Source organism: Leifsonia sp. T36S-04 (assembly GCF_042465655.1).
In the GTDB taxonomy this organism is placed as follows: Bacteria; Actinomycetota; Actinomycetes; order Actinomycetales; family Microbacteriaceae; genus Leifsonia.
Map to the genome: position 1 here is coordinate 192,174 of NZ_CP146286.1, position 24,248 is coordinate 216,421.

The 24,248-nt window shown below is 70.7% G+C and carries 19 protein-coding genes; 11 read left to right on the forward strand and 8 right to left on the reverse strand.

Annotated elements, in window-relative coordinates; all coding sequences use genetic code 11:
- Positions 1–27 precede the first annotated feature (27 nt).
- From P3F85_RS00965 to P3F85_RS00985, 5 genes are all read left to right on the forward strand, one after another.
- On the forward strand, positions 28–612 hold the full coding sequence (locus P3F85_RS00965; protein ID WP_374009399.1) for an antibiotic biosynthesis monooxygenase: 585 nt from the start codon (positions 28–30) through the stop codon (positions 610–612).
- A gap of 193 nt (positions 613–805) precedes the next feature.
- Positions 806–1,678, forward strand: coding sequence for a DUF4097 family beta strand repeat-containing protein (locus P3F85_RS00970; protein ID WP_374009400.1), 873 nt, complete (start codon positions 806–808; stop codon positions 1,676–1,678).
- A complete protein-coding gene (locus P3F85_RS00975; protein ID WP_374009401.1) occupies positions 1,675–2,316 on the forward strand; it encodes a helix-turn-helix transcriptional regulator in 642 nt (213 codons plus the stop codon). The genes P3F85_RS00970 and P3F85_RS00975 overlap by 4 nt, the downstream gene beginning before the upstream one ends.
- 231 nt (positions 2,317–2,547) lie before the next feature.
- Complete coding sequence (locus P3F85_RS00980) at positions 2,548–4,698, forward strand: APC family permease (RefSeq protein WP_374010976.1); 2,151 nt, start codon at positions 2,548–2,550, stop codon at positions 4,696–4,698.
- Positions 4,699–4,767: 69 nt separating this feature from the next.
- The gene (locus tag P3F85_RS00985) at positions 4,768–5,529 is read left to right on the forward strand and encodes a MerR family transcriptional regulator (RefSeq protein ID WP_374009402.1); all 762 of its coding nucleotides are present in this window, start codon (positions 4,768–4,770) and stop codon (positions 5,527–5,529) included.
- Positions 5,530–5,613: 84 nt separating this feature from the next.
- On the opposite strand, the gene P3F85_RS00990 is transcribed toward P3F85_RS00985, so the two are convergent.
- Positions 5,614–6,504 carry a YitT family protein gene (locus P3F85_RS00990; RefSeq protein ID WP_374009403.1) on the reverse strand — a complete coding sequence of 297 codons (891 nt, stop codon included), beginning with the start codon at positions 6,502–6,504 and terminating at the stop codon, positions 5,614–5,616.
- A 64-nt stretch (positions 6,505–6,568) separates the two neighbouring features.
- On the opposite strand from P3F85_RS00990, the gene P3F85_RS00995 reads away from it, so the two are divergent.
- The 3 genes from P3F85_RS00995 to P3F85_RS01005 all read left to right on the forward strand — a co-directional run bounded on the left by P3F85_RS00995 (position 6,569) and on the right by P3F85_RS01005 (position 12,555).
- A complete protein-coding gene (locus tag P3F85_RS00995) occupies positions 6,569–8,047 on the forward strand; it encodes a PLP-dependent aminotransferase family protein (RefSeq protein ID WP_374009404.1) in 1,479 nt (492 codons plus the stop codon).
- 137 nt (positions 8,048–8,184) lie between these two features.
- Positions 8,185–11,571: an efflux RND transporter permease subunit gene (locus P3F85_RS01000; RefSeq protein ID WP_374009405.1), complete on the forward strand. Its 3,387-nt coding sequence runs from the start codon at positions 8,185–8,187 to the stop codon at positions 11,569–11,571.
- Between the two features lie 87 nt (positions 11,572–11,658).
- Positions 11,659–12,555 (forward strand): arginase family protein, encoded by an 897-nt coding sequence (locus P3F85_RS01005; protein ID WP_374009406.1) that lies wholly within the window; start codon positions 11,659–11,661, stop codon positions 12,553–12,555.
- Positions 12,556–12,647: 92 nt separating this feature from the next.
- Here the strand turns inward: P3F85_RS01005 and hutI are convergent, their stop codons facing one another.
- The 3 genes from hutI to hutH form a co-directional block, all read right to left on the reverse strand.
- Positions 12,648–13,805 carry an imidazolonepropionase gene (gene hutI / locus P3F85_RS01010; protein ID WP_374009407.1) on the reverse strand — a complete coding sequence of 386 codons (1,158 nt, stop codon included), beginning with the start codon at positions 13,803–13,805 and terminating at the stop codon, positions 12,648–12,650.
- Entirely contained in the window at positions 13,802–15,505 is a 1,704-nt protein-coding gene (hutU, locus tag P3F85_RS01015; protein ID WP_374009408.1) for a urocanate hydratase, read from the reverse strand. The genes hutI and hutU overlap by 4 nt, the downstream gene beginning before the upstream one ends.
- An 89-nt stretch (positions 15,506–15,594) precedes the next feature.
- Positions 15,595–17,121 (reverse strand): histidine ammonia-lyase, encoded by a 1,527-nt coding sequence (gene hutH, locus P3F85_RS01020; RefSeq protein WP_374009409.1) that lies wholly within the window; start codon positions 17,119–17,121, stop codon positions 15,595–15,597.
- 137 nt (positions 17,122–17,258) lie between these two features.
- Between hutH and P3F85_RS01025 the strand changes: the two genes are divergently transcribed.
- The gene (locus P3F85_RS01025; protein ID WP_374009410.1) at positions 17,259–18,017 is read left to right on the forward strand and encodes an IclR family transcriptional regulator; all 759 of its coding nucleotides are present in this window, start codon (positions 17,259–17,261) and stop codon (positions 18,015–18,017) included.
- A 44-nt stretch (positions 18,018–18,061) separates the two neighbouring features.
- On the opposite strand, the gene P3F85_RS01030 is transcribed toward P3F85_RS01025, so the two are convergent.
- On the reverse strand, positions 18,062–18,538 hold the full coding sequence (locus tag P3F85_RS01030) for a GNAT family N-acetyltransferase (protein WP_374009411.1): 477 nt from the start codon (positions 18,536–18,538) through the stop codon (positions 18,062–18,064).
- 94 nt (positions 18,539–18,632) lie between these two features.
- The gene (locus tag P3F85_RS01035) at positions 18,633–19,220 is read right to left on the reverse strand and encodes a Dps family protein (protein WP_374009412.1); all 588 of its coding nucleotides are present in this window, start codon (positions 19,218–19,220) and stop codon (positions 18,633–18,635) included.
- 179 nt (positions 19,221–19,399) lie between these two features.
- On the opposite strand from P3F85_RS01035, the gene P3F85_RS01040 reads away from it, so the two are divergent.
- Positions 19,400–19,858 (forward strand): Hsp20/alpha crystallin family protein, encoded by a 459-nt coding sequence (locus P3F85_RS01040; protein WP_374009413.1) that lies wholly within the window; start codon positions 19,400–19,402, stop codon positions 19,856–19,858.
- An 8-nt stretch (positions 19,859–19,866) separates the two neighbouring features.
- Here P3F85_RS01040 and P3F85_RS01045 read toward each other — a convergent pair whose 3' ends face one another.
- Together P3F85_RS01045 and P3F85_RS01050 are read right to left on the reverse strand one after the other, a co-directional pair.
- Positions 19,867–20,331 (reverse strand): SRPBCC family protein, encoded by a 465-nt coding sequence (locus P3F85_RS01045; RefSeq protein ID WP_374009414.1) that lies wholly within the window; start codon positions 20,329–20,331, stop codon positions 19,867–19,869.
- A gap of 2 nt (positions 20,332–20,333) precedes the next feature.
- The gene (locus P3F85_RS01050; RefSeq protein ID WP_374009415.1) at positions 20,334–21,878 is read right to left on the reverse strand and encodes a phytoene desaturase family protein; all 1,545 of its coding nucleotides are present in this window, start codon (positions 21,876–21,878) and stop codon (positions 20,334–20,336) included.
- A 265-nt stretch (positions 21,879–22,143) separates the two neighbouring features.
- Between P3F85_RS01050 and P3F85_RS01055 the strand changes: the two genes are divergently transcribed.
- Entirely contained in the window at positions 22,144–24,225 is a 2,082-nt protein-coding gene (locus P3F85_RS01055) for a DEAD/DEAH box helicase (protein ID WP_374009416.1), read from the forward strand.
- The last annotated feature ends 23 nt before the right edge of the window (positions 24,226–24,248 follow it).

The following is a 24,248-nucleotide window of genomic DNA, read 5'->3' on the forward strand; positions in this document are numbered from 1 at the left end:
GTAACGCAGCCCGGAGAGAATGGAGTCATGTCTCCACAAGAGCCCCTCCTGGATGCGCCACGAGCGCGTCGCCTGCCCGTCACCGTCTCCATCACCCGCCGCGTCGACGGCAACCGTCTCGCCGACGTGACCCACTGGGTCCAGTCGGGGGTGAATCTGGCGAACACGTACGACGGCTTCCTCGGCTCGGGATGGGTGCGCGCGCACGCGGATTCGGACGAGTGGCACATGCTGTACCGGTTCGCCGATGCCGACACCCTCGAGGCCTGGGAGGCGTCCGACGACCGCGCGGAGTGGCTGTACGAGGGCCGCGAGCTCGTCGAGGTGGCGCGCGTGGAGCGGCGGACGGGCATCGAGGGCTGGTTCGACCAGCCGCAGCCCGGCGTGCCTGCCGCGCCGCCGCGGTGGAAGCAGGCCGTGACGATCTGGCTCGGCTTCTTCCCGCTCTCCCTCGCCTTCACCTATCTGACCGGGATCTTTGTTCCCGGCTGGCACACGCTCTGGCCGCTGGCGACGGTCCTCGCGTCCACACTGTGTCTGACGCCGGTCATGACCTACGTCCTCCTTCCGTTCGTCACGCGGCTGCTGCAGCCGTGGCTCCGCCGCCACTAGCCCGGCGCCCGCAGCCTTCAGCCGCCGCGCTTCTCAGGGTTTTCCCCGAGCGTCCCCTGAACTCCCTCCATCCAGCGGGAATCCGCTTGCCAGGAGCCCACTCGCGATATATCGTGATTTACGTCAACAGTCGCGATATAACGCGAATCACCGACGGTCCCGGCAGGGGACCGGAGAACAAGGAGCAAGCACGATGGCACAAGAGAAGTGGCTGATCCAGCCGGGCGAGAGTCGCACCATCGACGTGGAGATCGTCCGCGCCCTCAAGGTCGGCTTCATCGGCGGTCAGATCGACATCGTCGGGCACGATGAGCCGGGCGCGCGCATCGAGGTCCACTCGGTCGCCGGTCGCGACCTCAAGATCGTCGTCGACGGGGACCGCCTCGAGATCGACCACCCGCAACTGCGCTGGGACAACTTCATCGAGGTCTTCAAGTCGATGCGCTCGAGTGCACGCGCCGACGTCAGCGTGCTCGTGCCACGGGATGTCGAACTCAAGTTCGGCGTCGTCTCCGCGGCCGCGCTCGTGTCCGGGCTCCACACCGACGCTCGTCTCAGCACGGTGTCGGGTGATGTGGTGGCCGACGGCCTCACGGGCGACATCGAGCTCAACTCCGTCAACGGCGAGCTGTCCGTCCGCGACCACACGGGACGCATCACCGCGCACACGGTATCGGGCGACGTGACGGCGACCGGCGCCATCGGCCGCTTCTCCTCCGACGGCGTCTCCGGCGATGTGATGATCGACGTCACGGGCACGCCGGACGCCATCTCCGTCAACTCGGTCTCGGGTGATACGACCATCCGCATCCCCGAAGCCGTCGGCGCTCGCTACCGCGTGAACACCGTCTCGGGCAAGGTGCAGCTGGACAACATGACCGTCGTCGGCGGGATGGGCAAGGGGTACACCGGCACCTCCGGCAGCCTCAACGGAACCTGGGTCGAGATCAGCGTGAATTCCGTCTCGGGGGATGCGGCGGTGCTCCGCAGCTCGGCTAACGCGCAGACCTCCGGCTCCCAGGCGTCGGGCGCCGAGGGCGCGACATCGCAGGAGGCGTCGGCGTGAGCCCCGTCTTCTCGCACGGCAGCCTCCGGCTGTACCTGCTGAGCCTCCTCGACGAGTCTCCGCGACACGGGTACGAGCTGATCCAGGCGCTGTCCGACCGCTTCGGCGGGACCTACAGCCCGAGCGCCGGCACCATCTATCCCCGGCTCGCGAAGCTGGAGGAGGAGGGCCTCGTCACCAAGTCGGCGGACGGCCGCAAGACCGTCTACGCCATCACCGACGCCGGGCGCGCAGAACTCGCCGCCCGCCGGCCCGAGCTGGACGCGATCGAGGAGGAGCTCACCGACTCGGTACGCCGTCTCGCCGATGAGGTCCGGGCCGGCGTCAACGACGCGATGCGCACGCTCCGCGCCGAGCTCGCCTCGGCGGCGCGCGAGGCCAAGCGGAACGCCTCCCGGGTCGATCCACGGCAGGAGGCGCGCGACGCAGAGCGGGAGGCGGACCCGGATGCGCGCGGCGCCGGGATGGCGGCGGTGCGGGACGCTGAGGCAGCGCTCAACGAGTTCCGGCAGCAGTTGCGGACCGACCTGCGATCCCAGGCTGCTCGCGGTGTGCTCCCAGCGGACGTCGTGCCGCTGCTCAAGGGCGAACTGGACCGCGTGCGCCGAACCATCGTCGAGGCGCTCGAGCGCCGCTGACCGCAATCGTCCGCCCGGAAAAGAGTCAGCCAATGCTCATTCGGCTCCCAGTGAGGCCGCTGTGGGTCGCCGTACCGCGTCAATCCGCGGCGGATGACCCCCGGGCGGCGCAGTCCTCAGTGTTTGCAGAACACGAGCGTCAGGAGGACGCGACGCGCCGACTTGACAGTGGTTTGGCAGCGAGTATGCTCGCCACTCGTGACAACTGAGGGGAGATCCCCGAAGCGCTGGTTGATCGGCGACCCGCTTCCGAGTGAAAAGCTCGAAGGACAACTGCTCCCGAAGCACCTCGCGCTACCCATCTTCGCCTCCGACGCGCTGTCGAGCGTGGCGTATGCGCCGCAGGAACTGCTCATGATCCTGCTGCTCGGCGGGTTGGCCTTCCTCACCTTCGCGCCGTGGGTCGCCGCCGCGGTCGTCGTCCTGCTCGTCACGGTGGTGCTGAGCTACCGACAGCTGGTCAAGGCGTACCCGTCCGGCGGTGGCGACTACGAGGTCGCGCACAAGAACCTCGGCGAGAAGGCGGGCCTCGTCGTCGCCTCCGCGCTGCTGGTGGACTACGTGCTCACCGTCGCGGTGTCGGTCGCCTCCGGTGTGGACAACGTCATCTCCGCTCTGCCCTTCCTCGCTCCGTGGCGCGTCGAACTCGCGATCCTCTGCGTCATCATCATCGCCGCGGTGAATCTGCGCGGGGTGCGCGAGTCGTCCAAGGCGTTCGCCCTCCCGACCTACATCTTCATCGGCAGCATCGCGCTGATGATCGTGACCGCGCTCGTCCGCACCGTCTTCGGGGACGCCCCGGTCGCCGAGTCCTCCGCCTACCAGGTGCATGCCGACTCCCTGACGCAGGCCGCGATCGTCCTGCTGCTGCTCCGCGCATTCTCCAGTGGATGTTCGGCCCTCACCGGTGTGGAGGCCGTCGCTAACGGCGTCCCTGCGTTCCGCACCCCCAAGATCCGCAATGCCCGCGTCACCCTCGCCCTGATGGGCGGGATCGCCATCACCCTGTTCGCCGGCCTGACCGCGATCGCGCTGATCAGCGGCGTGCACTACGCCGAGAATCCCTGCGACCTCCAGGGCTGGGCGCAGTGCGCGACCCAGCCTCAGCGCAGTCTGATCGCCCAGATCGCTGCGGCCACATTCGGCAACAACACCTTCCTCTTCTTCCTGGTGCAGGCCGCCACGGCCATCGTGCTGCTGCTCGCGGCGAACACGGCCTTCAACGGCTTCCCGCTGCTCGGCTCGGTGCTCGCGCGCGACTCCTACGCCCCCAAAGCCCTCAATACCCGCGGCGACCGCCTGGTGTACTCGAACGGCATGATCATCCTCGCGCTGGCGGCAACGGTGCTGCTGGTCGTCTATCAAGCCAACCTGACCCAGCTGATCCAGCTCTACATCATCGGCGTCTTCGTCTCGTTCACCCTCGGCCAGTCCGGGATGGTGAAGCACTGGATCTCGCTGCTGCGCGCCGGCGGCCAGACCGGGCGCGAACGCTCGGGGATCATCCGCTCGCTCTGCATCAACGCCTTCGGCGCCTGCCTGACCGCCATCGTCCTCATCGTCGTGACGATCACCAAGTTCACGCACGGCGCGTACCTGGTCTTCATCTTCATGCCGATCCTGTGGTTCCTCATGCTGGGCGTCAACCGGTACTACCGCGACGTCGAGAAAGAGGTCGAGGTCGACCCGGTCACGACGTTCGGAAGCGTCGGCGACCACGCCGTCGTGCTGATCGGCAAGATGCAGAAGCCGGCGCTCAAGGCCCTCGACTACGCCATCGCCGCCCGCCACGACTCGATCGAGGCGGTGCACGTCTCCATCGAGGAGGAGGCGACGCAGAAGCTGCAGCGGCAGTGGATCGAGCAGAACATCCACGTGCCGCTCACCATCATCGAGTCGCCGTACCGCGACTTCGGCATCCCCCTCGTGAAGTACCTCAAGCACCGTCGCGAGGAGCACGGCTCGGAGGTCGTGACCGTCTACCTGCCGCAGTACATCGTCGGCCACTGGTGGGAGGGGCTGCTGCACAACCACCGGTCGCGCCGGATCAGCAAGCAGCTGATGCTGTGCCACGGCGTCACGGTCGCGCTCGTCCCGTGGCTGCTGGACTCGTCGTCGCTGATCTACGGGCGCCGCTCCCGCCCGCTCCCCGGCCAGGACCGCCGCGGCGAGCCGGTGCGCCCCATCGCCCGCCGCCCGCTGGCGCCGGCCGCCGCCGCCCGCACGCCCATCCACATCCACCCGGTGCCGATCACGATGACCGAGCCGGAGGAGACCGTGGAGCGGATCGCCGGGTCCATCCCCGAGCCGACGCCAGAGGCGCACGAACCGGCGGCCACGGCCGGCTCTCAGAAGAAGGTCCCCGCCCGCGCGAAGCGGTAGCCGCGCGCTTGACCTTGACGTAACGTCAACTCCTAACGTGGGTGTCACACCGCACGGGGAGGAGGAGACATGGACTGGTCCATCCAGGACATCGCGCGGATCGCCGGCACCACCAGCCGCACGCTGCGCCACTACGACGCCATCGGGCTGCTCAAGCCGAGCCGCGTCGGCGGCAACGGCTACCGGTACTACGACCGCGACTCCCTCGTGCGGCTGCAGCGCATCCTTCTGCTCCGCGAGCTCGGACTCGGCCTCGAGGCCGTCGGTCGCGTGCTCGACGATCGGACGGATGCGGCACCCGCCCTGCGCGACCACCTCACATGGTTACGGGCGGAGCGGGAACGGCTGGCGCGGCAGATCGCGTCGGTCGAGTCGACGATCCACGCGGTGGAGGAAGGAGAAGAGATCGTGGCCGAGCGCATGTTCGACGGATTCGATCACACGCAGTACAAGGAAGAGGTGGAGGAGCGATGGGGTAAGGAGGCCTACGCGACCTCGGATGCCTGGTGGCGCAGCAAGAGCCCGGAGGAGCGGCGGGCGTGGCAGGACCGCCAGCAGCGCCTGGCGGAGGATTGGCAGGCCGCTGCGGCGAGCGGAGTCGCGCCGGATTCGCCCGAGGCGCAGGAGCTCGCGCGGCGCCACGCAGAGTGGCTGGCCGACATTCCCGGCACCCCCGGGTACGGCACCGGCGCGCCCCGTGCCGCCTACCTGACCGGTCTCGGCGAGATGTACGTCGCCGACGAGCGTTTCGCCGCGAACTACGGGGGCACCTCCGGCGCCGCCTTCGTGCGCGACGCCCTCCGCACCTACGCCGCCGCCCACCTCGCCTGACCCGCCCGCTAGCCGCCGAGCACAGGAAATCTGTTGAGTCTCGGCTCTAAAGGTCGCACTTTTCCTGTGCTCGACGGCTACGGGTCAGGGGTGGCGGGGGCGGCGGGCCAGGCGGTCGTCGAGCCAGTGGGCGGCGATGAGGCGGGACGGGCGAGAGGGTGAGGCCGCAGGCAGAGGCACTGCGCGGTCGGGCTGGGGAGCCCGGACGAAGGGGGAGTCGGCCCGGGCGCCGCGTGCGTGCGCGGCGCGATCGGATTCGAGCAGGATGCCGTCGCGCACGTCGTAACGGACGGCATCCCGCTCCTCGCCGAGGCCGGCCGACTGCTCGGCCGATCCCTCGAGCTCGCTCTCCAGCTCTGCCTCAGTCGTTGCAGCGTCCTGCGGCAGGCGGATCGCGAAGAAGGGGAGGGTGATGCTGCACAGCGGACCGACGAGCAGCGCGAACGCGAGCGTCCCGACGCCGACATTGCCGCCGAGGACCCACCCGATGATGAGCACGGTCACCTCGATCGCCGTCCGCACCATCCAGATCGGCCGCCCGGTGCGCGCGTGCAGGCCGGTCATCAACCCGTCGCGCGGACCCGGTCCGAGCCGCGGCCCGATGTACAGCCCGGTGGCCACGGCCAGCAGCCCGAGACCCGCGGCGAAGAACAGCACCTGCACCCAGAGGATCGTCTGCTGCGGGATGAGGTCGAGCCCGAGTTGGGCGCTCGGGCCGACCAGCAGCACGTTCAGGACGGTGCCAAGACCCGGTCGCTGGCGGAGCGGAATCCAGAACGCCAGGACGACCAGCCCGATCAGGTTCGTGACGAAACCGAACGGGATCCCCGTCTTGAGCGAGACACCCTGTGCCAGCACATCCCACGGTGACAGCCCGATACCGGCGCGGACCATGAGCGCGATGGCGATCCCGTACAGGAACAGGCCGATCAACAGCTGCACGAGGCGTCGGGTGAGGAGCAGTCCGGTGGTCATGGGCACAATCCAATCGCAGCGATTGGACTGGCGGCAAGATGCCAATTGACCTAAAGTGGCCTGCATGTCGGATGTCCAGCTCACCGCCCGCTCGCTCGAGGTGCTCCTCGGGGCCTGGCGGACCAACGCCGCCGGGTATCTGGCCCTCGCCGACCGCATCCGGCTCCTCGTGCTCGACGGCCGCATCCCGATGGGCACGCGTCTGCCGGCCGAGCGCGACCTGGCCGCCCGGCTGGAACTGAGCCGCACCACCGTTGCCGCGGCCTACCGTCAGCTGCGCGAGGCCGGGTTCGTCGACAGTGTGCGCGGCTCCGGCAGCGTCACCCGCTTGCCCGGCGGCACCCTGCCGCTCCCCGCGGTCGGCGGTGAGGGGATGCTCGACTTCACCAAGGCGTCCCTGCCTGCGGCGTCCGGGCTGGCGGCCGCAGCGCGGGCGGCAGCGGAGGACCTGCCGCGCTTCTTGTCCGAGCCCGGCTACGACCCCGTCGGCCTGCCGCACCTGCGCGCGCAGATCGCCGAGCGGTACACCCGCCGCGGCCTCCCCACCGAGGCGGACCAGATCGTCGTCACCGTGGGGGCGCAGCAGGCGATCGCACTCATCGCACGCACCTTCCTGCAGCGCGGCGATCGCGTCGTCATCGAGGTGCCCACCTACCCGCACGCCATCGAGGCGATCCGGCTGGCCGGAGCGCGCCTCGTGCCCATCACGGTCACCGCGCCCGAGGAGGGCCCGCACCGGCTCGGCGAGCAGAACGATGGATGGGATGCGGACGCCATCGAGCAGACCTTCCGCCGGGCCAACCCCGCGCTCGCGTACCTCATCCCGGACTTCCACAACCCGACCGGAGCCTCCATGTCGCCGGAGACGCGGGAGCGCGTGCTGGCCGCCGCGGCCGGGCACGGCGCCATCGTCGTCGCCGACGAGACGACGGCCGAACTCGATATCGACCGTGTCGGCGAGTACCTGCCGATGCCGCGCTACGCCGACGACTCGGCGCCGGGCGCTCCGATCATCATGATCGGCTCGGCCAGCAAGACGCTGTGGGGTGGACTTCGGATCGGCTGGATCCGCGCGGACCGCTCCCACATCCAGCGCCTGATCGCCGCGAAGCCGGCCACCGACCTCGGCACCCCAGTGATCGAGCAGCTGGTCGTTGCGCGTCTCCTCCCTCAGCTCGACGAGATCATTGAGGAGCGGCGCGGGCAGCTGCGGCAGGGGAGCGACACCGTCCGCAGGCTCGTGACGGACCTGTTCCCGGACTGGACCGTCCCGGCCCAGCACGGCGGGCTCACGGCCTGGGTCGGCATCGGCGCACCCGTCAGTTCGGCGCTGGCGCTGGCCGCGCGGAGCCACGGGCTGCTGATCGCCGCCGGTCCGCGGTTCGGGATCGACGGGGCCTTCGAGCGCTTCCTCCGCGTCCCGATCACCTACACGCCGGAGGAATACGACCGCGCGTTCGGCGCCCTGTCGCGCGCCTGGGCGGTCGCGGCGAACGAGCCCGTGCCGTACTTCGACCAGGGGGCGCTCCCCAGCGTCGTCTGACGTACGCGCAAGACTCCCGGGGGAGTAGCGGGATGTCGTACCTGGGCATGAAGAAAGTGCCCACCCGCTCCTGACATACTTTGCCTGCGCCACCGGTGTCGCGTGTCCCGCAAACCGTCCCTCCGAGGGGAACCCCCGTGCATTTCCTGGCTGTCCTCAGCATGAAGAACCGCGCTCTGATCGCGCTCGTGACGATCGTCGCCGCGATCTTCGGCGGACTCGCGCTCAGCAACCTCAAGCAGGAGCTCATCCCGTCGATCTCCTTCCCCCAGCTGGTCGTGCTCTCGACCTACCCCGGGGCATCGCCGGAGGTCGTCAACAACGACGTGAGCACCCCGGTCGAGGCGGCGATCCAGGGTGTGCCGGACCTCGACAGCACGTCGGCGGTCAGCAGCACCAACCAGTCGATCATCACCGCGAAGTTCACGTACGGCACCAACCTGGCGACGGCGGAGCAGAAGATCGATCAGGCGATCAACCGCATCAAGTCGAGCCTTCCCTCCGGAGTCGAGCCGCAGGTGCTGTCCGGGAGCATCGACGACCTTCCGGTCATCCAGCTCGCCGTCACCGGTGGCGCCGACCAGCGGACGCTCGGCGACGACATCACGAAGCTCGTGCTGCCGGACATCAAGGATCTGAAGGGTGTCAACGACGCCCAGCTGGTCGGCGAGGTCGGTCGCCGGATCACCATCACGCCCGACCCGGCGAAGCTCGCGGCGGCGGGTGTCTCGTCTTCCGCGATCAAGGATGCGCTGCAGCAGAGCGGCGTGCTCATCCCGGGCGGTTCCATCACCGAGGACGGCAAGACGTTGTCCATCCAGTCGGGCACGAAGGTGAGCTCGGTGGATGAGATCGCCGCGCTTCCGCTCGTGCGGTCGGCGGCGGGTTCGGCCGGTGCCGGTGCCGGTGCCGGTGCGGGAGCGGGAGCCGGTGCGGGAGCGGGCGCGGGAGCTGCGGCTTCGGCCGGCGCGGGCGGTGCAGGCACCACCCTCGCCGCTCCCACGACCCCTCCCACCATCGGCGCGGTCGCGACGGTCGCCGAGACGGACGACCCGATCACCTCCCTGTCGCGCGTGGACGGCAAGCCCGCGCTGACCGTCGCCGTCACCAAGCTGCCCTCGGCGAACACCGTCGAGGTCTCGCACGAGGTCACCAAGCTCGTCCCCGAGCTGGAGGCGAAGCTCGGCTCCGACGCGAAGGTCACGGTCGTGTTCGATCAGGCCCCGTTCATCACGCAGTCGATCAACTCGCTCACCGAGGAGGGCCTGCTCGGCCTCGCGATGGCGGTCATCGTCATCCTGGTGTTCCTGCTGTCGGTCCGTTCGACCCTGGTGACCGCGATCTCCATCCCGACCAGCGTGCTCATCACGTTCGTCGTGATGTGGGCCTCCGGCTACACCCTCAACATCATCACGCTCGGCGCGCTCACGATCGCGATCGGGCGTGTGGTGGACGACTCCATCGTGGTCATCGAGAACATCAAACGGCAGCTCGTGGCCGGGTCCGACCGCGCCGTGACCATCGTGCGCGCCGTGCGCGAGGTCGCAGGTGCCATCACCGCGTCCACCATCACGACCGTTGCGGTGTTCCTGCCGCTGGCGTTCGTCGGGGATGTGACCGGGGAGCTGTTCCGTCCGTTCGCCGTGACGGTCACGATCGCGCTCCTGTCGTCGCTGCTCGTCGCGCTCACGATCGTGCCTGTGCTCGCGTACTGGTTCCTGCGCGCGCCGAAGGCGCACAAGCACGAGGGCGGCTCCGACGTGGAGTCTGCGCACCTCTCCGTCGCCGAGGCCACGGCCACCGGCGTCGACGAGCTGGAGCACCCGTCGCGGCTGCAGGCCGGATACCTCCCGATCATTCGCTGGACGCTGAAGCACTCGTGGGTGACCGTGGGGGCCGCGGTCCTCGTAATCGTTCTCACCGTGCTGGCCTTCCCGTTCGTGAAGACGAACTTCCTCGGCTCCAGCGGGCAGAATTCCCTCACCGTCACGCAGACCCTGGAGCCCGGCGCGAGCCTCCAGTCGAAGGACGATGCGGCGAAGGTCGTCGAGCAGAAGCTGCTCGACACCACGGGCGTGAAGACGGTCCAGGTCTCGATCGGGTCCAGTGGTTCGTCGCTGCGGGACGCCTTCACGGGTGGCAGCGGCGGCACGACCTTCTCGATCACCACCGATCCGAACGCCGACCAGACCAAGCTGCAGAACACGATCTCGGACGAGCTCGCGAGCATCAAGGACCCGGGCACGATCACGCTGTCCGCGTCCAGCGGGTTCGGTGGCTCGAGCGACATCCAGGTCGACATCACCGCGACCAGCAACGAAGACCTGCAGAAGGCGACGGACTCCGTGGTCGCGCAGCTCGACACGAAGTCGTCGCTGAAGCAGGTCACCTCCAACCTGAGCGCGTCGCTCCCGTACGTGGCCGTCGAGGTCGACCGGTCGAAGGCGGCGGCTGCCGGGCTCAGCGAGGTCGCGGTCGGCACCATCGTGTCCCAGGCGATGCAGCCGACGCAGGCCGGGTCCGTCGCGATCGACAACACGACGCTGAAGATCTACCTGCAGAGCGAGAACCCGCCGACGACGGTCGCCGGGCTGGCTCAGCTGCCGGTGCCGACGGCCGCGGGCGTGGTGCCGCTCGAGAGCCTGGCGGCGGTGAAGGAGGTCAAGGGCCCGGCGAGCGTCACCACCGAGCGCGGTCTCCGCACCGCGGCCGTGACCGCGACTCCCGCGACGGACAACCTGACAACCGCGAACGCGGATGTGACGGCCTCGCTCAAGGCGGCCGACCTGCCGGAGGGGGCGACGGCGAAGATCGGCGGAGTCTCTTCCAGCCAGTCGGACGCGTTCTCGCAGCTCGGGCTTGCACTGCTCGCGGCCATCCTGATCGTCTACATCGTCATGGTGGCGACGTTCCGGTCGCTGCGGCAGCCGCTGCTGCTGCTCGTCTCGGTGCCGTTCGCGGCGACCGGCGCGATCCTGCTCCAGATCATCTCGGGCATCCCGCTGGGGGTGGCGTCGCTCATCGGACTGCTGATGCTCATCGGCATCGTGGTGACGAACGCGATCGTCCTCATCGACCTCGTCAACCAGTACCGTCGGCGAGGGCTCTCGGTGTCGGATGCGGTGGCGCACGGTGCGTCGCGCCGACTGCGGCCGATCCTGATGACGGCTCTGGCGACGATCGCTGCGCTGACGCCTCTGGCGATCGGTCTGACCGGGCACGGCGGCTTCATCTCGCAGCCGCTGGCCATCGTCGTGATCGGCGGTCTGATCTCGTCGACCGTGCTGACGCTGGTCGTGCTGCCGACCCTGTACAACCTCGTCGAGGGGCGCCGCGAGCGTGCGGCGGCGAAGAGGGCGGCGCGGGGCGATGCTGCGGGAGAGGGCGGCGGCAGCGGTGGGCCGGACGGAGGATCGCCGGATGGTTCACCGACCTCGCCGAGCGGGTCGCCCGTGGCGGCCCGGTCGCAGGAGAGCCCCGAGCCTCCCGTGTTCACGCGTCCGGCCGGCGGTTCTCAGATCTGACCGATGCGGGGTCGCCCGTCCGGGATCCCAGACGGACGACCTCCTTCGGCGTGCCGGCGGCCGACGCCGCCTGGCTAGGGTCGCGGTATGAGCGACCAGGTGCTGTCCGTCGATCCGCTGTGGCCACGTGCCGGAGACTGGCCCCGGCTGGGTGATGCGGACGTCGACCTGACGCTGATCGGCATCCCGACCCACGAGACCTCGCTCTCGCCCACCGGCGCTCATGCGACCCCGGCGGCGGTGCGGGAGGCCCTGCGCCGCTACTCGACCTTCGTCCCGGGGCTGGAGGTGGAGGCCCTCCGATTCGCCGATGCCGGAGACGTTCCGTCGCCCGATGGGGACGACGGCCGGGAACGCGCGATCCGGGCCGTCGCGGGGGCGGTCGGCCGGTCACGCCTGACAGTGGCGGTAGGAGGGGACAACTCCCTCACCGTCCCGGTCGCGCTCGGCGCTGCGGGCGGCGAGCTGGGGAGTGCGGGCCTTATCACCCTCGACGCCCACCACGACCTGCGCGACGGGAGGTCGAACGGGTCGCCCGTCCGCGAGCTGCTGGAGGCAGGGCTCGACGGACGGCGGGTGGTGCAGATCGGCATCGCCGACTTCGCGAACTCGGCCGCCTACTCCCGCCGCGCAGCGGAGCACGGCATCACGGTCGTCCCGCGCGACGCGCTGCACGGGAGGCCGCTCGACGACGTGATGACCGAGGCGCTGGAGATCGCGGGATCGGCCGGGGGTCCCATCCACGTCGACCTGGATGTGGATGTCTGCGACCGCTCCGTCGTCCCGGCGTGCCCGGCTTCGGTGCCCGGCGGGCTGGCGGCCTGGGAGCTGCGCCGCTTCGCGCGCCTGGCCGCCGCGTCCCCTCTGGTCCGCTCGATCGACATCGCCGAGGTCGACGCCAGCGCGGACACCCCCGACGCCCGTACCGTCCGCCTGGCCGCCCTCCTGATCCTCGAGTCCGCCGCGGGCCTCGCCTCCCGCTGACCCTCCCAGCCAGCCGCCGAGCACAGGAAAAATGTCGCCGAAACGCGGCGGGAGCAACATTTTTCCTGTGCTCGCGGGCTAGGCGGACGGGGTTAGGCGCGGAGGGTGCGGGCGACGAGGGGGACGCCGGGGCGGTAGGCGAGGTGCACGTAGGTGGGGGCGCGCAGCACGACGAGGTCGGCACGGGCGCCGACGCGCAAGTGACCGACATCGGTGCGCCGCAGCGCAGCCGCACCGCCGAGCGTCGCGGCCGCGAGCGCCTCGGCCGGTGTGAGACCCATCTCGCGCACGGCGAGGGCGATGCAGAACTGCATGGATGAGGTGAACGACGACCCGGGGTTGCAGTCGCTCGCGAGCGCGACGGTGGCACCCGCATCCAGCAGCCGCCGGCCCGAGGGATACGGCTGTCGCGTCGAGAACTCGACCCCCGGCAGCAGCGTCGCAACGGTGCGGGATGCGGCCAACCGGTCCACATCGTCGTCGCTGAGGTACGTGCAGTGGTCGACGCTCGCCGCATCCACCTCGACCGCCAGCGCCACACCTTCGCCCGGGCCGAGCTGGGCGGCGTGGATGCGCGCGCCGAGCCCGCGCGCCGCACCGGCGTTCAGGATGCGGCGCGCCTGCTCCACAGAGAACGCGCCGGTCTCGCAGAAGACGTCGATCCAGCGCGCGTGCGGGGCGCAGGCATCGAGCATCGGGCCGGTCACCAGCTCGACGTACTCATCGGCCCTGGCCGCGTACTCGGGCGGAACGACATGCGCGCCCAGGAACGTCGTCTCGTCCGTCACCTCTCGCGCGAGGCGCAGCAGCCGCTCCTCATCCGCCACCGTCAGCCCGTAGCCGCTCTTGATCTCGAAGGTGGTCGTCCCCTGAGCGCGCAGTTCGGCCACGAATCCCGCCAGCCGCGAGCGCAGTTCGTCATCGCTAGCGGCGCGCGTTGCGGCGACGGTCGATCGTATTCCGCCCGCCGTATACGGCTGGCCCGCCATCCGCGCCTCGAACTCGGCGGCCCGGTCACCGGCGAAGACGAGGTGGGTGTGGGAGTCCACGAATCCGGGAATGACCGCCGCACCGTCCACCTCCACCACCTCGTCCGCGTCCGAGCGCGGAGCGGACACGGCCGGTCCTGTCCAGGCGACACGGCCGTCGACGGCGAGCACGGCGGCGTCGGACACGATCCCCAGCACCCCCGCGTGCTCGGGGTCGAACGTGACCAGCTCGCCGATCCCGGTGACCAGGGTTGCCGTCATGGGCGGCCGCTCGCGTGTTCGCGCATCGGGATGCGCAGGCCACGCTCCTCCGCGACCTGCACCGCGCGGTCGTAGCCGGCGTCGACGTGACGCATCACGCCGGTGCCGGGGTCGTTGGTCAGCACGCGCTCGATCTTCTCCGCGGCGAGCGGTGTCCCGTCCGCGACGACGACCTGGCCCGCGTGGATGCTGCGCCCGATCCCGACGCCGCCGCCGTGGTGGAGCGAGACCCAGGTCGCACCGGATGCGGTGTTCAGCAGTGCGTTGAGCAGCGGCCAGTCGGCGATGGCGTCTGAGCCGTCGGCCATCGACTCCGTCTCGCGATAGGGCGACGCGACCGAGCCGGAGTCGAGGTGATCCCGGCCGATGACGATCGGCGCCGTGAGCTCGCCGGAGGCGACCATCTCGTTGAACCGCAGCCCGGCAAGGTGCCGCTCCTTGTAGCCCAGCCAGCAGATGCGCGCGGGGAGGCCCTCGAAGTGGACCTTCTCGCCGGCCTGCGTGATCCAGCGTCGGAGGTGCTCGTCCTCCGGGAACAGCTCCATCACCGCCCGGTCGGTGGCGGCGATGTCCGCCGGGTCGCCGCTCAACGCGACCCAGCGGAACGGCCCCTTGCCCTCGGCGAAGAGCGGACGGATGTACGCGGGCACGAATCCGGGGAAGTCGAAGGCGCGGTCGTAGCCGCCGAGTTGCGCCTCGGTGCGGATGGAGTTGCCGTAGTCGAACACCTCGGCGCCCGCATCCTGGAACCCGACCATGGCCTCCACCTGCGCAGCCATGGAGCGGCGCGCGTCCTCGGTGAAGCGCTCCGGGTCCGCGGCGGCGCGGTCGTGCCACTCGTCGACTCGGTAGCCGACGGGCAGGTACGACAGCGGGTCGTGCGCGCTGGTCTGGTCGGTCACGATGTCGATCGGGACGCCCCGGCGCAGCAGCTCGGGGAACACCTCCGCAGCGTTTCCGACGACGCCCACGGAGAGAGCGCGGCCCTCGTCCTTGGCGGCGAGGCTCTGCGCGACAGCGTCGTCGAGGTCGGCCGCGAGCACGTCGAGGTAGCCGTGGTCGACCCGGCGCTGGAGGCGCGAGCGGTCCACATCCACGATCAGCACGGCGCCGCCGTTGAGGGTGACCGCGAGCGGCTGGGCCCCGCCCATCCCTCCGCAGCCGCCGGTCAGGGTCAGCGTGCCGGCGAGGGACCCGCCACTGTGCTCGTCGGTCGCGCCATCCCGGGCGGCGGCGAGCTTGCGGGCGACGGCCCCGAACGTCTCGTATGTGCCCTGCAGGATGCCCTGCGAGCCGATGTAGATCCAGGATCCCGCGGTCATCTGGCCGTACATCGTCAGCCCGAGCGCTTCGAGCCGGCGGAACTCGGGCCACGTTGCCCAGTCGCCGACGAGGTTGGAGTTGGCGATGAGCACCCGGGGCGCCCACTCGTGGGTGCGGAACACGCCGACGGGCTTGCCTGACTGGACGAGCAGCGTCTCGTCCGGCTCCAGGTCGCGCAGCGTCGCGACGATCGCGTCGAACGCCTCCCAGCTGCGCGCCGCCCGGCCCGTGCCGCCGTAGACGACGAGGTCGTCGGGTCGCTCGGCCACGTCGGGGTCGAGGTTGTTCATCAGCATCCGCAGCGGCGCCTCCGTCTGCCAGCTCTTCGCGCTGAGTTCCGTCCCGCGCGCCGCCCGTACCGGTCTAGCTCCATCCATCGTCTGCTTTCCTTTCGTCACTGGCCCGCGAGCACAGGGTTTTTGTTGCTCAGCGGCCCGAAATCGAACAATTTTCCTGTGCTCGCGGGCTACGGGAGGGAGGGGCGGAGGGCGCCGGCGCGGAGGAGGGTGAGGGTGCGCTCGATCTCGGGGGCGAGGTGGCGGTCGGGGCCAGGGCCGGGGACCGTGGAGCGCAGGGTGGCGATGACCGCGGACGTCGCGGGGGCGGGGCGGAGCGGGGCGCGCAGGTCGGCGCCGCGCGCGGCCGTCATGATCTCGATCGCGATCACCCGGGCCAGTCCGTCGATGGCCCGGCGCAGCTTGCGGGCGGCCGCCCATCCCATCGACACATGGTCCTCCTGCATGGCGGACGACGGGATGCTGTCCACCGACGCGGGCGCCGCGAGCCGCTTGAGCTCGGAGACGATTCCCGCGGCCGTGTACTGCGCGATCATCAGCCCCGAGTCCACGCCGACCTCGTGCGCCAGGAACGGCGGCAGCCCCTGGTTGCGCGCCGGGTCGAGGAAGCGGTCGGTCCGCCGCTCGGACATGCTGGCGACGTCCGCGACGGCGATCGCCAGGAAGTCGAGCACGTAAGCGACGGGCGCCCCGTGGAAGTTGCCGTTCGACTCCACGCGGCCGTCCAGCGTGAGCACCGGGTTGTCGACCGCCGACGCCAGCTCGCGGCCGGCCACGAGCTCGGCGTGGGCGAGCGTGTCCCGTGCGGCGCCGTGCACCTGCGGCGCGCACCGCAGCGAGTACGCATCCTGAACCCGGGTGCACTCCGGCCCCTTGTGGCTGGCGACGATGGGCGAGCCGGCCAGCATCGCCCGGATGTTGGCCGCCGAGATCGCCTGGCCGGCCTGCGGTCGCAGCCGCTGCAGGTCGTCGGCGAACACGGCGTCGGTGCCGAGCAGCGCCTCGACGCTCATGGCCGCCGCCACATCGGCGTCGGTGAGCAGGCCGTGGAGGTCGTGGATGGCGAGCGCGAGCATCCCGAGCATCCCATCCGTGCCGTTGATGAGCGCGAGCCCCTCCTTCTCGGCGAGGACGACCGGCGCGATTCCCGCTGCCGCGAGCGCGTCGGCCGCGTCGATGAGTTCGCCGTCGACCCGCACCGGGCCTTCGCCCATTGCGGCGAGAGCGCAGTGCGCCAGGGGCGCCAGGTCGCCCGAGCAGCCGAGCGAGCCGTACTCGTGCACGACGGGCGTGATTCCCGCGTTGAGCAGAGCGGCATACGTCTCGACCGTCTGCGGGCGCGCACCGGTGCGACCGGTCATCAGCGTGGACAAGCGCAGCAGCATCAGCGCCCGCACGACCTCCCGCTCGACCTCCGGACCCGACCCCGCGGCATGCGAGCGCACGAGGCTGGCCTGCAGCTGGGCGCGGCGGTCGCTCGGGATGAAGGTGGTGGCGAGGGCGCCGAATCCGGTCGAGATCCCGTAGTGCGGCTCGGTGTCGTCGGCGAGCGCTTCGACGATGTCGCGGGAGGCCGCCACCCCGGCGAGCGACTCGGGATCGAGGTCGACGCGGGCGTCGTGGCGGGCGACGGCGACGACGTCGGCGACGCTGAGCGGGCCGGTGCCGACGGTGACGGCGGTCTGGGTCTGGAGCATGCTCCGATCCTCGCTCCGCAGGTCAGCGGTGCGCGCCGGCTGTAGGCTGCTCGGTGTCCGGGATCCCAGACGTCCGGGAGTTACAGACGCCCTGGAACTACAGACGCGCCGGGCGTATGCGGCAGGAGGTGGATGCGGTGAGCAAGGTCCCTGCGGCCGACAACACGCTGCGCATCCTGAGCTACCTGGGCACGCAGCGCGGTCCCGTCCCCGCCGCCACGATCGCCACCGCCCTGGGCCTGCCGCGCTCGACGGTGTACCACCTGCTCGCCGTGCTCGCCGAACACGGCTTCGTCCTCCACTTCCCCGAGGCCAAACGCTACGGACTCGGCGTCGCGGCGTACGAACTGTCGAGTGGATTCTCGCGCCAGCAACCGCTGAGCAGACTCGGCCGACCGATCGTGGCGGCGCTCGTGGATGCGATCGGGGAGTCCGGCCATGTCGCGGTGCTGCACGGCCGCGACGTCGTCTACATCGTGGAGGAGCGCGCGCCCCGCCGTCCCCGGCTGGTCACGGATGTGGGGGTCCGGCTCCCCGCGCACCTGACCGCCAGCGGCAGGGCGCTGCTCGCCACCCTGCCCCGGGAGCAGTTGCGCGCGCTGTACCCGGACTCGGGGGCCTTCGAGGACCGCACCGGATCGGGCCCGCACTCGTACGCGGAGCTCCGCCGGCTCGTGACGGAGGCCCGGGAGCGCGGGTATGCGACCGAGGACGGCGACGTGACACCCGGCTTCGCCTCGGTCGCGGTATCCGTCCGCGACCACGCGGGCTGGCCCGCGGCGGGCATCGCCGTGACCTTCCCGCGGGACAACGTAGCGCCGGATGAGTGGGATGCGCTGGCCGCCCGGGTGCGGGACGCGGCGGCCGAGCTGTCCCGGCGCATCCGCGGCAGCTGACGCGGCGTCGGAGTCGGAGGACGCCCCCCGCGAGCGGGACGCGGTCAGTGGGCGGCGACCGCCAGCGGCTTCGCGTAGCAGACCGAGTACGGGTCCCCGACGTACGGTCCGAAGTTCGGGATGCGCTCGTACCCCGAGCGCTCGTAAAGGGCGATCGCGGCATGCTGCAGCGGGCCCGTCTCCAGGCGGAGTTCCGCGACACCGGCCTCCGAAGCCGCCGCCTCCACCTCCGCCAGCAGCAGGCGGGCGAGACCCTTGCCGCGCGCGTCCTCGTGGACGAACATCCGCTTCAGCTCGGCGTGCGAAAGCGCATCCTGGTCGGTCACGAGCGCCGCGATGCCGAGCGCACGTTCATCCACGCGGGCGACGAACACGGTGACGCCCGGCTTCTCGAGGTCTCCGACATCCAGCAGGTAGCAACTGTCGGCCGGGTAGAGCGCGAACGCGAACTCGTCGCTCAGCCGCAGCAGCTCTTCGATCTCGGGCTGGCGGGGCGGCTCGGGGCGGATCTCCGTCGGCATGGCCCGATGCTAGACCAGGCGCGTGTCCGCCGTATTACGCGAATGGATGCGGCCCGCGCCACGCGCGCACCGCATCCATCGGCGTCGGGCCGGGTCAGGCGCGGCTGGGCGTGCGGTTCTCGGCGCTGACCATCCAGGCGTACTGCTCGAGCCGCTCGATGATGGCGTGCAGCAGGTCCGCGGACGTGGGGTCCTCTTCGTCGACGTCGTCGTGCACGTCGCGCATGGTGCGCACGACGGCCTCGAGACGCTCCGTGATGAGGTCCACGGTCTCGCTCGTCTCGACCTCGCCGTTCGGGAACTCCGGAAGGCTGGTCTGCTCGGCGACGGTCGCACTGCGGCCGTCCGGAGTGGCGTGCAGGGCGCGGAGGCGCTCGGCGATGGTGTCGCTGAACTCGCGGGCGGACTCGACGATCTCGTCGAGCTGCAGGTGCAGGTCGCGGAAGTTGCGTCCGACCACGTTCCAGTGCGCCTGCTTGCCCTGCAGGTGCAGCTCGATCAGGTCGACGTGCACGCGCTGCAGGTTCTGGGCGAGCTCCGCCGAGGCGACGAAGCCGTGCTCGGCATGCTCCCGCCGCGTCGGGGCCACACCTGCGGCGCTGGTGCGCCGCACGGCGCCGGTCTTGGGGGCGCTCTTCTTGGCGCCGCTCTTGGTACTCGTCTTGGTCTCGCTCACGGCCACGATGGGTCCTTTCTGCTCGAGGAATGTCAGGAACGGTAGGCCGGGTGAGCCCGCGCCGGAACCGGGTTGACACCGGAAACGACCCTTGGCACTCTCCACTGGAGAGTGCTAATATCTGTGGCGGAAACGGAGGCACAAACCGCCTCTCATCTGCTCAATTGAAGAAAGGGGTACATCCAATGGCCATGTCGTTCGATCCTTTCTCCCAGTTGGACCGGATCGCACAGAGCGTCTTCGACACCAGCCGTCAGCCGCGCATCATGCCGGTCGACCTGTTCCGCGAGGGCGACCGCTACATCCTGAACGCCGACCTTCCCGGGGCCGACCCGGCGTCGGTGGATGTGGACGTCGACGGTCACCTGCTGACCATCCGCGCGGTGCGCAGCGCCGCCGACCGCGAGGGAGCGCGCTGGCTGGCGCAGGAGCGCCCCTACGGTGCCTACCTGCGGCAGTTCACGATCGGCGACGACGTGGATCCCGACGGCATCACCGCGTCGTACGACAACGGGGTGCTCAGCGTCATGATCCCCATCGCCGAGCGGGCCAAGCCGCGCAAGATCGCGGTGGAGTCATCGCGTGGCGAGTCGTCGCGGATGGAGTCGTCCCGCGCAGGCACCCGGGCGGTCTCGGCCGGCTGAGCCGGACCCTATCCGCCCTGTCGGGGCGCGTCGCCGCTGGCGGCGCGCCACCGCGCCACCCACTCCAGGCGGCGCAGCGCCTCTCCGTTCCGGACATGCAGCAGGGTGTCTGTGACCACGTCGGGGAGCCGCGTGATCGCACCGGTGTGCGGGTGCTCCTCGATGCGGACGACGCATCCGCCCGCGCGCGGCTTGACCTCGATGATCACGCGCTCGGTGCCGAACGGCCGCGTCTTCGCCTCCAGCACCATCCGGTGCGGCGGGTCCCATTCGTCGACGCGCGTCTCGTCGTTCAGCACGAGCGGCCAGACGCCGATCGAGTGGTGGAGGCGGGAGCCGACGGCCGGGTAGCGGCTGTCGGCGGCGCGCAGGCGGGAGGCGCCCACGACCCAGGTGGGATACACCCACGGGTCGGCGAGGACGGCGAACACCTGCTCGGGTGTGCAGGCCATGCGGCGGACGTTGACGGACATGTTCACGGCTCCCGGGGGGTCGGGGGATGGACGGCGTCGGGCACGAAGGACGCAGCCCGCGTCGGGATGGTCTGGCCGGGGCCGGGCGACAGGTCCGGCATCCGGGTGAACCCGAACTCGTGGCGGAGCGCACTGCGCGCCGCGTAGTAGCCGCCGAGGCCGTGGACGCCGGGGCCCGGGGCGGCGGAGGCGGAGGCCAGGTAGAGCCCGCGCCCGGGCATGCGCCACGGATCGGAGGACAGCACAGGACGCGCGACGAGTTGCGCGAAGTCCGGCGCCCCCGCGGAGATGTCGCCGCCGATGTAGTTGGGGTTGTGCTGCTCCATCTGCACCGCGTTCATCGTGGAGGTCCCGATGATGAGGTCCCTGAACCCGGGGGCGAACTCCTCGATGCGCCGGATGATCGCCTCGGTCCGGTCCTCCGTCGATCCGCGCGGGACGTGCGTGTACGTCCAGAGGACATGCTTGCCGGCCGGCGCCCGGGTGCCGTCGAAGAGCGACGGCTGCGAGAGCAGTACATAAGGGGGATCGCTCTGGCCGCCGGCCGCGACGGCGTTCTCGGCGCGCGCGACATCGCGGCGGCTTCCGCCCAGGTGCACCGTCGCCGTCTCGTTCAACTCGGGGTTGGTCCAGGGGACGGGCCCGGCGAGGGCGAAGTCGGCCTTGAAAACGCCGTTGCCGTCCCGGAACCGGGAGATGCGCCGCAGGTAGCCCGCGGCGAGACGGTCTTCACCGAGCCGGGCTGCCGTCGCGACGTGGGTGTCGAAGACGACCACACGGGCGTCCGGGAGGTCGGCCAGCGATTCGATCGGCGTGCCCGTCACGATCTCGCCGCCGTGCGCCACGATGTCGGCGATCATGGCGTCGGCGATCGCCTGGCTGCCGCCGACCGGGAGCGGCCAGCCGCGGGCGTGCGCGTACGTGGCGAGCGTGAGTCCGGCGGCTGCGCCGGCCACGCTCGGCAGCGGGAGGGTGGTGTGCGCGAAGACGCCGGAGAGCAGCGCGCCCGGCGCCTCGGTGCGGAAGGGCAGATCCCACCACGGTCCCCCCTGGGCGAGTGCGGTCAGCCCGAACCGGGCGGCGACCAGGGGATGCCGGGGCACCTGGAGCAGCTGCGACCCGGTGAACTGCGCCACCGCATCCGCCTCGCGTACGAGCGGACCCAGCATCGCGCGCCACGCGGGTCCGTCCACGCCGAGGGAGTCGGCGGTGCGCTCGAGGTCGAGGTACGCCATCGCGACCCGGCCGCCCGCGAGCGGATTGCCGTACGACGCGGACGGCACGACGAACGGGACGCGCCTGTCGAGGCCGAACTTCCGGAAGAAACCGGACGCGAAGGCGAGTGGATGCACGGCCGAGCAGATGTCGTGACGGAAGCCGGGCAGCGTCACCTCCTCCGTGCGCAGGCCGCCGCCGACGGTCGCGTTCCGCTCGTACACGCGCACCGAGAGCCCGGCGCGCGCCAGCGTCACGGCGGCGGAGAGGCCGTTCGGACCCGACCCGATGACGATCGCATCGAGGGCGTCCGCGGAGGTGGCTGCGCTCATACCTCCCTGTATACCCCGCGGTCGCGCGTCCACCCAGGGCGATCAGCAGTCCCTTCACAGCAATGATCCGCTACTGTTGGGAAGTCGGCTCTTGACACTGCGCGATCTGCGCGGATGGGTTTGTCAGTCAAGTGGGCCGGTTCTGCACCCGACATGCGGTGCAGATCACACAATCGTGAACGGCCCCGGACACAGTTCGCCCGGGAATCATTCGGTGCGCTCAGGCGTGCCGCCGAGCACTCGACATAACCCAGGAAGCACATCCATGCCCGGATTTAGCAATGACCGACGATCGCAGCCCTCTCGCGGCGGCGCCCCGAAGAGCGGCAGCCGCAGCCCGAAGCACCGCGGCTACCGCGCTGAGGAGCCGGCGGCCGACGCCAAGAAGGCTCGCTGGAGCACCGAGGAGCGCGCCGCTCGAGGCCGCTCCACCTACGGCACCCGTGACGACAACGCCGGCCGCGGCACCAGCGGCCAGCGCGGTGGCAGCACCCAGCGTGGGGAGCGCCCGAACTGGGAGCCCCGCGGCAAGGACGCGCGCCGCACCGAGCGCGAGTGGGAGGACCGCTCGCAGCGTCAGGACCGGCCGCGCCGGTCGTTCGACGACCGTGCGGACCGCCCGCGTCGCGACCAGGACGACCGTCCGCGTCGTGATTTCGGTGACCGGACGGAGCGTCCGCGTCGTGATTTCGGTGACCGCACGGAGCGTCCGCGTCGTGATTTCGGTGACCGCACGGAGCGTCCGCGTCGTGATTTCGGTGACCGCACCGAGCGTCCGCGTCGTGATTTCGGTGACCGCACGGAGCGTCCGCGTCGTGACCAGGAAGAGCGACCGCGTCGTGACTTCGGTGACCGTGCCGACCGTCCGCGTCGTGACTTCGGTGACCGCACGGAGCGTCCGCGTCGCCAGTTCGATGACCGCGCTGAGCGCCCGCGCCGCGACCAGGATGACCGCCCGCGTCGTTCCTTCGACGACCGTGCCGACCGTCCCCGCCGTGACTTCGGTGACCGCAACGACCGACCGCGTCGTCAGTTCGACGACCGTGCGGAGCGCCCGCGCCGCGACTCGTCCTTCTACCCGTCGCGCGACGAGAAGCCGGCCTTCGTGCCGACCGACGACGTCGTGCTCGAGCGTCTCGAGGCCGACGCCATCCAGGCGAAGGACGTCGAAGGCGTGACCTTCGCCGACCTCGGCCTCGGCGGCAACATCGTCCGCGCGCTCGCCGACCTGGGCGCCGACACCCCGTTCCCCATCCAGGCCGCCACCCTGCCCGACGTGCTCGCCGGCAAGGACGTCCTCGGCCGCGGCCGCACCGGCTCCGGCAAGACGATCGCCTTCGGCGCCCCGCTCGCCGAGCGTCTCATGCAGCTCTGGGCCGACTCCGGCAAGGCCGGCGGCAAGCGTCAGCTGGGCCGCGCCCCGCGCGCGCTCATCCTCGCGCCGACCCGTGAACTCGCGCTCCAGATCGACCGCACCGTCCAGCCGATCGCGCGCAGCGTCGGTCTCTTCACCACGCAGATCTACGGCGGTGTCCCGCAGGGTCGCCAGGTCGGTGCGCTGCAGCGCGGTGTCGACATCGTGATCGGCACGCCTGGCCGCATCGAGGACCTGCTCGAGCAGGGCCGACTCGACCTCAGCGAGGTGCAGATCACCGTCCTCGACGAGGCCGACCACATGTGCGACCTCGGGTTCCTCGAGCCGGTGCAGCGCATCCTGCGCCACACCGCTCCGGGCGGCCAGCGTCTGCTCTTCTCGGCCACGCTCGACTCGGGCGTCGCCAAGCTGGTCGACGAGTTCCTCGTCGACCCGGCCGTGCACGAGGTCGCCGGTGAGGACCAGAACTCCTCCACCATCGACCACCGCGTGCTCGTGATCGAGCACCGCGACAAGGGCGCCATCATCGAGCAGCTCGCCGACCGCGACGGCAAGACCCTGGTCTTCGCCCGCACCCGCGCGTTCGCGGAGATGCTCGCCGACCAGCTGGACGACGCCGGCATCCCCGCCGTCAGCCTGCACGGCGACCTGAACCAGTCGCGCCGCACGCGCAACCTGGCTCAGCTGACGAGCGGTCGCGTGAACGTGCTGGTCGCGACCGACGTCGCCGCCCGCGGCATCCACGTCGACGACATCGACCTGGTGATCCAGGCGGACGCACCGGACGAGTACAAGACGTACCTGCACCGGTCCGGCCGTACGGGCCGCGCGGGCAAGCAAGGCACCGTCGTCACGCTCATCCCGAAGCAGCGCCAGCGCCGCATGACCGAGCTCCTGGGTCGCGCCGAGATTGCCGCGGACTTCGTCCCCGCCGCTCCCGGCGACGACGTGCTCCTCACGCTCGGGCAGTAACGCCGCCCTCGTGTGGAGCGACC